The sequence below is a fragment of the Agrobacterium deltaense RV3 genome, from assembly GCF_900013505.1.
Lineage (GTDB): Bacteria > Pseudomonadota > Alphaproteobacteria > Rhizobiales > Rhizobiaceae > Agrobacterium > Agrobacterium leguminum.
In genome coordinates this window covers 690,510-703,380 of the sequence record NZ_LT009746.1, presented here as the reverse complement: position 1 = coordinate 703,380, position 12,871 = coordinate 690,510, and the positions used below count along the sequence as shown (strand labels likewise).

Annotated in this window: 8 protein-coding genes and 1 tRNA gene; all 9 read left to right on the top strand. The window is 59.4% G+C overall.

The window, feature by feature from the left end; genetic code table 11:
- Positions 1–9: 9 nt before the first annotated feature.
- On the top strand, positions 10–1,974 hold the full coding sequence (gene ftsH / locus AGR7B_RS17580) for an ATP-dependent zinc metalloprotease FtsH (protein WP_080819500.1): 1,965 nt from the start codon (positions 10–12) through the stop codon (positions 1,972–1,974).
- 188 nt (positions 1,975–2,162) lie between these two features.
- Positions 2,163–3,515, top strand: a complete 1,353-nt coding sequence (gene glmM / locus AGR7B_RS17575) for a phosphoglucosamine mutase (protein ID WP_003523248.1) — start codon at positions 2,163–2,165, stop codon at positions 3,513–3,515.
- A 186-nt stretch (positions 3,516–3,701) separates the two neighbouring features.
- Positions 3,702–4,550, top strand: coding sequence for an outer membrane protein (locus AGR7B_RS17570; protein WP_065656474.1), 849 nt, complete (start codon positions 3,702–3,704; stop codon positions 4,548–4,550).
- Between the two features lie 212 nt (positions 4,551–4,762).
- Entirely contained in the window at positions 4,763–5,941 is a 1,179-nt protein-coding gene (locus tag AGR7B_RS17565; protein WP_065656473.1) for a phosphoserine transaminase, read from the top strand.
- Positions 5,942–6,024: 83 nt separating this feature from the next.
- Positions 6,025–7,620, top strand: coding sequence for a phosphoglycerate dehydrogenase (gene serA, locus AGR7B_RS17560; RefSeq protein ID WP_003523252.1), 1,596 nt, complete (start codon positions 6,025–6,027; stop codon positions 7,618–7,620).
- A 222-nt stretch (positions 7,621–7,842) separates the two neighbouring features.
- Complete coding sequence (locus tag AGR7B_RS25590) at positions 7,843–8,916, top strand: Tim44 domain-containing protein (protein WP_121490436.1); 1,074 nt, start codon at positions 7,843–7,845, stop codon at positions 8,914–8,916.
- Positions 8,917–9,390: 474 nt separating this feature from the next.
- Positions 9,391–10,581: an OpgC family protein gene (locus AGR7B_RS17550; RefSeq protein WP_080854269.1), complete on the top strand. Its 1,191-nt coding sequence runs from the start codon at positions 9,391–9,393 to the stop codon at positions 10,579–10,581.
- Positions 10,582–10,787: 206 nt separating this feature from the next.
- Positions 10,788–11,984 carry a tRNA 2-thiouridine(34) synthase MnmA gene (gene mnmA, locus AGR7B_RS17545; RefSeq protein WP_080857460.1) on the top strand — a complete coding sequence of 399 codons (1,197 nt, stop codon included), beginning with the start codon at positions 10,788–10,790 and terminating at the stop codon, positions 11,982–11,984.
- Between the two features lie 135 nt (positions 11,985–12,119).
- A tRNA-Met gene (locus AGR7B_RS17540) sits at positions 12,120–12,196 on the top strand.
- The last annotated feature ends 675 nt before the right edge of the window (positions 12,197–12,871 follow it).

The window sequence follows — 12,871 nt, the reverse complement described above, 5'->3', positions numbered from 1 at the left end:
GGGAGTTCGATGAACCCAAATTTCAGAAATTTCGCCTTGTGGGCCGTGATTGCCCTCTTGCTGATCGCATTGTTCAGCATGTTCCAGACATCGCCGACGCAAACGGGTTCGCGGGAAATTCCGTATTCCCAGTTTCTTCGCGATGTGGATTCCGGGCGAGTTCGCGACGTGACCGTCACCGGTAACCGGGTTCTCGGAACCTATACCGAAAACGGCACGGCCTTTCAGACCTATTCCCCCGTCATCGATGACAGCCTGATGGAGCGCTTGCAGAGCAAGAACGTGACCATCGTGGCGCGTCCCGAAAGCGACGGTTCCTCCGGTTTCCTGAGCTATCTCGGCACGCTTCTGCCGATGTTCCTCATTCTCGGCGTCTGGCTGTTTTTCATGCGGCAGATGCAGGGCGGCTCGCGTGGTGCGATGGGCTTTGGCAAATCCAAGGCCAAGCTTTTGACGGAAGCCCATGGCCGCGTGACGTTCGATGACGTTGCAGGCGTGGACGAAGCCAAGCAGGATCTCGAGGAAATCGTCGAATTCCTGCGTGATCCGCAGAAATTCCAGCGCCTCGGCGGTAAGATTCCGCGCGGCGTGCTGCTGGTCGGCCCGCCCGGCACGGGTAAGACACTTCTGGCGCGTTCCGTCGCCGGCGAAGCCAATGTGCCGTTCTTCACCATTTCCGGTTCGGATTTTGTGGAAATGTTCGTCGGCGTCGGCGCAAGCCGTGTGCGTGACATGTTTGAGCAGGCCAAGAAGAATGCGCCCTGCATCATCTTCATCGATGAAATCGACGCCGTCGGCCGCCATCGTGGCGCCGGTCTCGGCGGCGGTAACGACGAACGCGAGCAGACGCTGAACCAGCTGCTGGTCGAGATGGACGGTTTCGAGGCGAATGAAGGCATTATCCTCATCGCCGCCACCAACCGCCCCGACGTTCTTGACCCCGCACTTCTGCGTCCCGGTCGTTTCGATCGTCAGGTCGTCGTGCCGAACCCGGATATTGTCGGCCGCGAGCGCATCCTCAAGGTGCATATCCGCAACGTGCCTCTGGCGCCGAATGTCGACCTTAAGGTTCTGGCCCGTGGTACCCCCGGTTTTTCGGGTGCGGACCTGATGAACCTCGTCAACGAAGCTGCCCTCATGGCTGCCCGCCGCAACAAGCGCGTGGTCACCATGCAGGAATTCGAAGACGCCAAGGACAAGATCATGATGGGTGCGGAACGTCGTTCCTCCGCCATGACCGAGGCCGAAAAGAAGCTGACCGCCTATCACGAAGCCGGACATGCCATCACCGCACTGAAGGTTGCCGTGGCCGATCCGTTGCATAAGGCGACGATCATCCCGCGCGGCCGCGCGCTCGGCATGGTCATGCAGTTGCCGGAAGGCGACCGCTACTCCATGAGCTACAAATGGATGGTATCGCGCCTCGTCATCATGATGGGTGGCCGCGTTGCCGAGGAACTGACCTTCGGCAAGGAAAACATCACCTCCGGCGCGTCTTCGGATATCGAGCAGGCCACCAAGCTTGCCCGCGCCATGGTAACCCAATGGGGCTTCTCCGATGCTCTTGGCCAGGTGTCCTATGGTGAAAACCAGCAGGAAGTCTTCCTCGGCCATTCCGTTTCGCAGTCGAAGAACGTCTCCGAGGCAACGGCCCAGACCATCGATACGGAAGTTCGCCGCCTGATCGACGAGGCCTATGGTGAGGCGCGTCGCATCCTGACGGAAAACCACGATGGTTTCGTTGCGATTGCCGAGGGTCTGCTTGAATACGAAACCCTGACGGGCGACGAGATCAAGGCCCTGCTGAAGGGCGAGAAGCCCGCTCGCGATCTGGGCGACGATTCTCCGGGCAGCCGTGGTTCGGCAGTGCCGAAGGCAGGCACCAAGAAGGACGGTCCCAGTGAAGTGAAGGGTGACGGCGAAGCAAAGGGCGACGGCGAGGCCGAAGGCGGCATGGAGCCGCAGCCGCATTGATCGTTCGCGCAAGCTAAAAATTGTAAAAGGCCATCCGGGCTTCCGGGTGGCCTTTTCATTTTGGTAACAAGATATAAGCCATTTTTGCGCTAATTTACGTGCTGTTTATCGTGGTTTGTGGCATCTAGCCAAAAACGCTTCCGGCTGTTTTCAGCTTTGCCGGAATGCTCGAAAGATTTGGAGTTCAAATGGCACGCCGTTATTTCGGAACCGATGGTATCCGCGGACAATCGAACGTCTTTCCCATGACGCCTGATCTGGCGATGCGGGTGGGCATTGCGGTCGGGACGATTTTCCGCCGTGGCCATCATCGCCATCGCGTCGTCATCGGCAAGGATACGCGTCTTTCCGGTTATATGCTGGAAAACGCGCTGGTCGCCGGTTTCACCGCCGCCGGTCTCGATGTCTTCCTGCTCGGCCCCATTCCGACGCCTGCCGTCGCCATGCTGACTCGGTCGCTGCGCGCCGATATCGGTGTGATGATCTCGGCCTCGCACAATCCCTTCTCCGATAACGGCATCAAGCTTTTCGGACCGGATGGTTACAAGCTTTCCGATGAGCTGGAACTGGAGATTGAAGACCTTCTCGACAAGGATATCTATGCGCAGCTGGCCAAGCCGAGCGAGATCGGTCGCGCCAAGCGTGTGGATGGCGACATCTATCGTTATATCGAATTCGTCAAGCGCACGCTGCCGCGTGATGTGACGCTGAGCGGACTGCGGATCGCCATCGACTGCGCCAATGGCGCGGCATACAAGGTGGCGCCCGCTGCGCTCTGGGAACTCGGCGCGGAAGTCGTCACCATCGGCAATGAGCCGAACGGCATCAATATCAATCTGGAATGCGGCTCCACCCACCCGGAAGCGCTGCAGAAGAAGGTGCATGAAGTACGGGCCGATATCGGCATCGCGCTCGATGGCGATGCGGATCGCGTCATCATCGTTGACGAGCGCGGCGAGATCGTCGATGGCGACCAGCTGATGGCCGTCATCGCCGATAGCTGGGCTGCCGACAACACGCTGCGCGGCGGCGGTATCGTGGCGACCGTCATGTCGAATCTCGGGCTGGAACGCTTCCTGGGCGACAAGGGCCTCACCCTTGCCCGTACCAAGGTGGGCGACCGTTATGTCGTCGAACACATGCGTAACCACAATTTCAACGTCGGCGGCGAGCAGTCCGGCCATATCGTGCTGTCGGATTACGGCACGACGGGCGATGGTCTTGTCGCGGCCTTGCAGGTTCTCGCCAAGGTCAAGCGCTCCGGCCTCACGGTCAGCGAAGTCTGCCGCAAGTTCGAGCCGGTGCCGCAGCTTTTGAAGAATGTCCGTATCTCCGGCGGCAAGCCGCTGGAGAACCCTGTTGTGCAGCAGGCGATTGCGGATGCGGAAAGCGCATTGGCCAATAATGGCCGCCTCGTCATTCGCCCCTCCGGTACGGAGCCGCTGATCCGCGTCATGGCGGAAGGCGATGACAGTGCTAAGGTGGAGCAGATCGTCAACGATCTCGTCGGCGTCATCGCCAATGCCCGCTCGGCGGCGTGAGCCTTCGAGACAGTAACGCCCAAAAAGCCGGCTCTGCAGCCGGCTTTTTCTTTGAGTATTTCCTAATAAATATAGTGAATGATCGTGGTTAATCGGGACTTAACCATTTTACGTCAATCTCCATGACTGAACAGTTCACTGGCATCTGCTGCCGAAACCGCACGTGCCTCTTCTGGAGTGGAAGTCATGAAAAACGCCCTGGCCGGATTTCTGGCCGTCCTGCTGACCGGTACCAGCGCTATCGCTGCCGATCTTTATCAAGCTGAGCCTGCACCGGCCTATGTCGATGCACCCGAGGTTACTGTTACCCAGGCGAGCGGCTGGTATCTGCGGGGCGATGTCGGTTATTCCTTCAACAAGCTACGCGGTGCTCACTATTATCAGGGTGGTCCGGGTGGTTATCTCGCGGATTTCGATACCGCGACGATCAAGGACAGCTATGTCATCGGCGCCGGCGTCGGTTATCAGTTCAACAACTATTTCCGCAGTGACGTGACCTTCGACTATATGGGTAAGTCGGATTTCCGCGGTTCCACGAGCGGCGGTTGCGGTGTTTCGCCCTCAGGTGGATGCGTCTCTACCGATCTTAGTTCGCTCAGAGCCTATACGCTCATGGCGAACGCCTATGTCGATCTTGGCACCTATGGCCGCGTCACGCCGTATGTCGGCGGTGGTATCGGCGGCTCCTATGTCAAATGGGACAAGCTGCGCAATACCTCGTGCAGCACCAATGGTCTCGGTTGCGACCCGACCACCGAACATGGCGGCAAGGGCAAGTGGCGTTTCGCTTACGCCCTGATGGCTGGTGCCTCCATCGATGTCACCTGTAACCTGAAGGCCGACATCGGCTACCGTTTCCGCCATATCAACAAGGGCGATATGTTCGGGTACGAAAACAATGGCGGTCCGGGCCGTGACAAGGGCCTTTATTCGCATGAAGTGCGCGTCGGTGGCCGTTATGTCTTCAACGGCTGCGATACCGCACAATACATGCCGCCCGCCGATATTCCGCTGCAGCCTGCCGTTTATAAATAAACGTCACGCCCAGCTGGTAGTTTCAGACCGTCCGCATCCTCCGGGTGCGGGCGGTTTTGTTTTACCGGCATCTGACACGGGGCATGACGCATATGGACCAAAATTCTTCTGCGTATCGACATATTCCGCTTGACTGGGATCGGCCAGAGGAATAGCAACGGCGTCAGGACACCTCTCCCTAACGAGAGGCGCCTATCTGAAAGGGTAGTTAAATGACAGATATCGTGAAGCCGGACGTCCGTCCGGGCAATACGCATTTTTCCTCTGGTCCCTGCTCGAAGCGTCCCGGTTGGTCGCTAGATGCTCTCTCTGATGCGCCGCTCGGTCGCTCGCATCGCGCCAAGGTTGGCAAAGCCAAGCTGAAGCAGGCCATCGATCTCACCCGTGAAGTTTTGAACGTTCCTGCCGATTATCGTATCGGTATCGTTCCCGCATCCGACACCGGCGCCGTTGAAATGGCGCTCTGGTCGCTGCTCGGTGAACGCGGCGTCGATATGCTCGCCTGGGAAAGCTTCGGTGCGGGCTGGGTCACCGACGTCGTCAAGCAGCTGAAGCTGAAGGACGTCCGCAAATTCGAGGCCGATTACGGTCTGCTGCCGAACCTTGCCGAAGTCGATTTCGACCGCGACGTGGTTTTCACCTGGAACGGCACCACCTCCGGCGTTCGCGTTCCCAATGCTGATTTCATCCCGGCTGACCGCAAGGGTCTGACCATCTGCGACGCCACCTCGGCGGCCTTCGCACAGGACATGGATTTTACGAAACTCGACGTCGTCACCTTCTCCTGGCAGAAGGTTCTGGGCGGTGAGGGCGGCCATGGCGTCATCATTCTTTCGCCCCGCGCTGTCGAGCGTCTCTTGAGCTACGCGCCGGCATGGCCTCTGCCGAAAATCTTCCGCATGGTTTCCGGCGGCAAGCTGATCGAAGGCATCTTCACCGGCGAAACCATCAACACGCCGTCCATGCTCTGCGTTGAAGATTACATCGACGCGCTGCTGTGGGCGAAGAATCTCGGCGGCCTCAAGGCGCTGATCGGCCGTGCCGATGCCAATGCCAAGGTCATTTACGACTTCATCGAGAAGAACGACTGGATCGCCAATCTGGCCGTCAAGCCGGAAACCCGCTCCAACACCTCCGTCTGCCTGAAGATCGTCGATCCCGAGGTACAGGCGCTGGATGCCGCCGCACAGGCCGATTTCGCCAAGGGCGTCGTCGCCCTGCTCGAAAAGGAAAATGTCGCCCTGGATATCGGCGCTTACCGTGACGCCCCGTCCGGTCTGCGCATCTGGGCCGGCGCCACCATCGAGACGGCGGATATGGAAGCCGTCATGCCCTGGCTCGCCTGGGCCTACCAGACGCAGAAGGCAGCACTTTCCAAGGCTGCCGCTTGATTTTGATACCGGCCTTGCGCTGATGCAGGGCCGCACATTCCCCGCTTTCAAAACTGCACCGTTTTTCAAGGAGCCCGTGAACCATGGCACCTCGCGTACTCGTATCCGACGAACTGTCGGAAACCGCCGTCCAGATCTTCCGCGATCGTGGCGTCGAAGTCGATTTCCAGCCGAAGCTCGGCAAGGACAAGGACAAGCTTGCCGAAATCATCGGCAACTACGATGGTCTCGCCATCCGCTCCGCCACCAAGGCAACCGAAAAGCTGATCGAGGCTGCGACCAACCTCAAGGTCATCGGCCGCGCCGGCATCGGCGTCGACAATGTCGATATTCCGGCTGCCTCGCGCCGCGGTATCATCGTCATGAACACGCCTTTCGGCAACTCCATCACAACGGCAGAACATGCGATTGCGCTGATGTTCGCAGTTGCCCGCCAGCTTCCGGCAGCCGACAGCTCCACGCAGGCCGGCAAGTGGGAAAAGTCGAAATTCATGGGTGTCGAAATCACCGGCAAGACGCTCGGCGTCATCGGCGCCGGCAATATCGGCTCCATCGTCTGCTCGCGTGCGCTTGGCCTCAAGATGCATGTTCTCGCTTATGACCCCTTCCTGTCGCCGGAACGCGCGCAGGAAATGGGCGTCACCAAGGTTGAGCTGGACGAGTTGCTGGCGCAGGCCGATTTCATCACCCTGCACGTGCCGATGACCGACAAGACGCGCGGCATCCTTAATGCCGAAAACCTCGCCAAGACCAAGAAGGGCGTTCGTATCGTCAACTGCGCCCGTGGCGGTCTGGTGGATGAAGCGGCCCTTGCCGATGCCATCAAGTCCGGCCATGTCGCCGGCGCCGGTTTTGACGTGTTCGAAGTCGAGCCCGCCACGGAGAGCCCGCTTTTTGGCCTGCCCAACGTCGTCTGCACGCCGCATCTCGGTGCTTCGACCACGGAAGCACAGGAAAACGTTGCCCTTCAGGTTGCCGAGCAGATGTCGGATTACCTCGTCAAGGGTGCGGTTTCCAACGCCATCAACATGCCGTCGATCACGGCTGAGGAAGCACCCCGCCTGAAGCCCTTCATCCGTCTGGCGGATGTTCTCGGCTCTTTCGTCGGTCAGGTGCAGGAAAGCGCCACCAAGGAAATCGAAATCCTTTATGACGGTGCAACCGCCAGCATGAACACCAAGGCATTGACCAGCGCCCTGCTGGCCGGCCTGATCCGCAGCCAGGTTGCGGATGTGAACATGGTTTCGGCCCCGGTCATGATCAAGGAAAAGGGCATCATCCTTTCCGAGGTCAAGCGCGACAAGACCGGCGTTTACGACGGCTACATCAAGCTGACGGTCAAGACGGAAAATCAGATCCGCTCGGTTGCCGGTACGGTGTTCTCGGATGGCAAGCCGCGCTTCATCCAGATCAAGAACATCAACATGGATGCCGATGTCGGGTCGCACATGATCTACATCACCAACACCGACGTTCCCGGCATGATCGGCTTCATGGGCACCACGCTCGGCGAGGCTGGCGTCAACATCGCCAACTTCCAGCTCGGCCGTGAAAAGGAAGGCGGCGACGCCATCGCGCTGCTTTATGTCGACGGCCCGGTTTCCGAAGCCGTGCTGGACAAGCTGCGCGCCAACCCGGCGATCCGCCAGGTCAAGCCGCTGACGTTTAACGTCGACTGATCTATCGTTCCTCCCAAGGGACAATAAGGCCCGGCGCAGGGGAAACCCTGTGCCGGGTTTTTCGTATTTCCCGTGTCTGTTTCGTCGCAAAATACGGGCTACTATCGCATTGGTTGCATATCACAAAAAATTTAAGCCAACTGGTCTAAAAATGATGATCATGAGTTGCTATATCGCTTGCTGACATGCCGCTCATGGGAGGGCGGCCAACAGGAGATAACGATGTTTGCTGCCTTTCGGCGCTTCAAGGGTTTGTTCGCAGTCGCCGCGCTTGGTATCGCGGTGTCTTTCGTGGCGGTTGATATGGCAGAAGCGCGTCGCGCCAGCGGCGGTTTCGGCAGCCGCGGCACGCGGACCTATTCCGCTCCGCCTTCGACCAGCACGGCCCCCGGCCAGACCGCGCCGATCAACCGCAGCATGACGCCCAACACCAATCAGGCAGCGCCGAGCGCTGCTCAGCCGGCCCGTCCGGGCGCGCAGGCGCCGCAGCAGAATCGCGGCCTGTTCGGCGGCATGATGGGTGGTTTGATGGGCGGCCTGCTGATGGGCGGTCTGTTCGGCATGCTGCTGGGTGGCGGTTTTGGCGGCATGGCCGGTTTCTTCGGCATGTTGCTGCAGGTGGCGCTGATCGGTCTTCTGGTTATGCTCGCCATGCGTTTCTTCGCCTCGCGCCGTCAGGGCCAGCCCGCCTATGGCTCGGCCGGCGGATCGCAGCGCACGGATCATTCCGGTTCCTCCTATAATGGCGGTTCGCAGGCGGGTTCTGCCGCTTCCTCGTTCAAGATTCCGAAGATCGGTGCGCTGGCAGGCGCTGCGGGCGGTGTGGCCGCCACTGCCGCAACGGCAAAGCCTGCGCCTCATGCTAATGCCATGTCGGAAGGCGATGAAATCGGCATTACCCAGGGCGATCTCGAAACGTTCCAGAAAATGCTGGAAGACGTACAGGCCGCCTATGCCGCCGAGGATTACGGCACCTTGCGCAAGCTGACGACGCCGGAAGCCATGTCTTACCTCGCAGAAGAACTGAGCGACAACGCCACGAGCGGCGTCAAAAATGACGTGCGCGATGTGACGCTGCTACAGGGCGACGTTGCCGAAGCATGGCACGAAGAGGGCCAGGACTATGCAACGGTGGCGATGCGCTACTCCGCCATCGACGTGATGCGCGACCGCACCTCCGGCAAGGTAATCGAAGGTGACGAGCACCAGCCTTCTGAAGCGGTGGAAATGTGGACCTTCGTTCGCCGCCCCGGAAACGACAACTGGCAGGTGGCCGCTATTCAGGCCGCGGCCTGACGAATCGGAATGTGTTTAACGGATAAAGGCCCGGCGGTTTGGCGACCGCCGGGCCTTTTTTCGTCTCGCCTCCAGAGGGCATGGTCACGCCGAGGCTCGCTCCGCAAAAGGGGCGGAAAGATGCGGTCAAAAAAACGACTGATAAATCTAACGGGTGATATCTCCACCGCTCATCGGCGGTGAATTCCGCTTCGCCCTGCTATGCAACGCTTTGAGCGCTGCCTGTCGCGGCATGTTGCCCGCGCATGGCTCATTCGCTCCACGGAATTGCCTTTTTTTATTCATCCGGCATTCAGTCCCTGCATCCTAACCAGAATGCATACACGTCAATGTGACTTTTCGTGCCGGTTCTAAACCGCTTTGGAAAGGGAACCTCAGGCGCAAAACAGCGTTGACAATCCAATCCCCGGCCCCTCCCAAGCCGGGCTGGGTGGCTGGGCAATGCAGGCCCTGCGAGAACGGAGAGCTATCGAGATGAAACGCTTTGACCTGATCGACGGGATGCGTGGTTACTTCCTCGTCTTCATGCTGATCAACCATCTGGTGTTTGCCGGCGGTTTCTGGCTGGTGGAAATCAATCACCGGCAGTTTGCCTTTGTCGAGGACGCGCAGGGCTTCGTGTTCCTGTCCGGCCTGCTGATCGGCATGGTCTATGCGCGCAAGATGATGAAATACGGCTATGACGCCGGCAAGCAGATGATCTGGAACCGGGCGCTGGAGCTTTATCGTTACGCGATGGGTCTCGTCATCGCCGTGCTGTTCTTCCGCATGGTCATCCCGCATGCACCCTATATCTGGTACAACTGGCTCGGCATGACGTCGTTCGATGATCCGTTGCGACTGGCGGCGATCGCGACATTCCTGTTCCAGCCGACCTTCATGGATATTCTGCCGCAATATATCGTCTACATGATCTTTGCGCCGGTGCTGGTGAAGCTCTGCCTTGATGGCAAGTGGGCCTATGTCATGGCCGGCTCCCTGCTGGTCTGGATGGCCGGTCAGCTCGGCCTGCAGCAGATCGTGACGACCCCCCTCAACGAACTCGTGAAGGGTGCGGACGAGCAGGGCATTCGCGTCAGCTTCAACCTGCTCGGCTGGCAGCTCGTATTCTATTCAGCGCTGGTGATGGGCGCGATGACGGCGCAGAACCGCATTCCGTGGAAGGCGATCTTCTCGCCTGAGCATACGTGGCTGCCGAAAGCGGCGCTCGTCATCTGCCTGTTCTTCATGCCGCTGCGCATCGCCACAGCCTGGGGCCTGATGCCGGAATTCATGATGGGCAAATTCTCCACCATGGAAATCCGCGCCGATTTCGGTCCGGTCTATCTCATCAACTTCCTCGCCGTCGGCGTCGGCCTGACCTGGCTGGTGATCGCAGGTCCGAAGCATCATCGTCCGCTCGTGCGCTCCATCGCCGAGGGCGTCATCTGGGTGCTGTCGCTGAAGTTCCTGCAATTGCTCGGCCGCCATTCGCTTCAGGTCTATGTCTGGCACGTGGCCATCGTCTATGGCGTCTATTATCTGGACGGCCGCACGGCGGAACTGTCTCAGCTCAACAAGACCCTGATCGCCTTCACGGCTATCGGATTGCTGGCCCTGCCAGCCCTGTGGCGGGAGCGCGACAAGTGGTTCGGCAGCAGCGGCCAGAAGACGGCCGGCGCCTGAGGGCCGGTCCCAGCCCGAATCTGACGGCTTTGCGGGGCGGTTTTCCGCCCCGTACTTGCGTGCGCGGCCATTCCTTTCTATATGCAGCCCTTAAATCCGCAGGATGACGAGACAGGACAGCCCGATTGACGGCCAGGTTTCTCGCGGCGGATGACCGACAGGCGGCGGGGCCTTTACCCCCGTTATGACTGACGATGGGAAAAAACGTGAATACGCTCGATTTTGACAAGAGGCCGGAAGATACCCGGATCGTTGTCGCCATGTCCGGTGGCGTCGATTCTTCGGTGGTGGCCGGTATCCTCAAGCGCGAGGGCTATGATGTCCTCGGCATTACCCTCCAGCTTTATGACCACGGAGCTGCCGTGCACCGCGCCGGCTCCTGTTGCGCGGGGCAGGATATAGACGATGCGCGCCGGGTCTGCGAAACGCTCGGCATTCCCCACTATGTGCTGGATTACGAAGCGCGGTTCCGCGAAACCGTCATCAACCCCTTTGCCGAAGCCTATGCGATGGGTGAAACGCCGATCCCCTGCGTGGCCTGCAACCAGACGGTAAAATTCGCCGATCTGCTCGCCACCGCGCAGGAACTGGGCGCAGATGCGCTGGCGACCGGCCATTATATTCGTTCGCGTCCCAATCCCGTTTCCGGTCAGCCGGGGCGGCGTGCGCTTTATCGGCCGATCGATAGCGACCGTGACCAGAGCTGGTTCCTGTTTGCAACCACGCAGGAACAGATCGATTATCTGCGCTTTCCACTCGGCGGCCTCTCCAAGGCCGAGACGCGCGCTCTGGCGGAAGATATGGGGCTGGTCGTTGCCAAGAAGGCCGACAGCCAGGACATCTGTTTCGTGCTGCAGGGCAAATATACCGATATCATCAACAAGCTGAAGCCGAATGCGGCATTGGCGGGCGATATCGTCCATCTCGACGGGCGTGTGCTCGGCCGCCACGATGGTATCGTGCATTATACGATCGGCCAGCGCCGCGGCATTGGTGTCGCGACGGGGGAGCCGCTTTATGTCGTGCATCTCGATGCACGCGGCCGCCGGGTCATCGTTGGCCCGCGCGAAGCGCTGGAAACCCGCCGGGTCTATCTGCGTGACATGAACTGGCTGGGTGACGGCGAGCTGACGAGCGATGCCGGGCAGGGCTTTGCCTGTTTCGCCAAGGTGCGCTCCACCCGCCCGCCGACGGAAGCGATGCTGCATGCGGACGAAAACGGTATCTATGTGGACCTGATGACCGGGGAGGCCGGTGTCGCTCCCGGTCAGGCCTGCGTGCTTTATTCCGCACCGGGGGCCGATGCCCGCGTTTACGGCGGCGGTTTCATCGAACGGTCGGAACGCTCGGCGGAAGCCGAGGCGTCGCTGAAGGCGCTTCTGGAAAAGCCGGTTGCCGCCTGAAACCATTCGCTTTTTGCAGCGATGCGGAAAGCGAATTTTTTGCGCATCTTGCGCTTGACACTTTGGGGAGCGGCACCTTATAAGCCGCTCATCCTGATGGAACGGCCGGTCACATGACTGTCACGTTTCCCCTGTGGCGGGGTAGCTCAGGTGGTTAGAGCAGCGGAATCATAATCCGCGTGTCGGGGGTTCAAGTCCCTCTCCCGCTACCACTTTCCTTCATGCGAAAAATCCAAACCGAACGATTATGCGCCCATGTTTCATTGATTTTCCGAGCCGGAGAAACAATGGATCCGATGGTGCCTGCCGGTAAGTTATGCCCAAAAAAAGGGAAACCCGCTTACTGCCAAAACGCAGCCAGCGGGCCTCAACCTTTACCCCCTCCCACAAGGGCGGCTGCACAAAAGCACATTGAATGAATTATGGCAAGATCAAGGCGACCATATTGTTGCGGTTGATGGCCCTGTTCGCCAGTTTAGTGGCGGATGGCAGAGCGTGACCTGTTCCGTGTGCCGTTCGTAAGGGGAGCGATAGGACACGATATTTTCGGTGCAGCGCATTTCCGCGCAATTGGAATAGGTATTTTCGATCCGCTGCGGTCGATAATGTGCTTTGTGCGGTGAAACCCGTTCCTCACGATAAACCGTCATATCGGCGGCAGGCGATATGCCGGGTATCGACAAGGTCGCGACTGCGGCAATCAAGAGAATTCTTCCAGGATGTGCGGACATGGCTCTTCCCCGCGTTGAACAACGCAGGAGAACGTGCTGCGCACATAAGCTGTTCCAGGGACATCGGCAAAAAAATGCCCGCTCATCGCGGGCAATCAGAGGGGAACTGAGGTTAGGAGCCTCGGGTCTGAAACGGACATCTTCGTCATAAGTTCC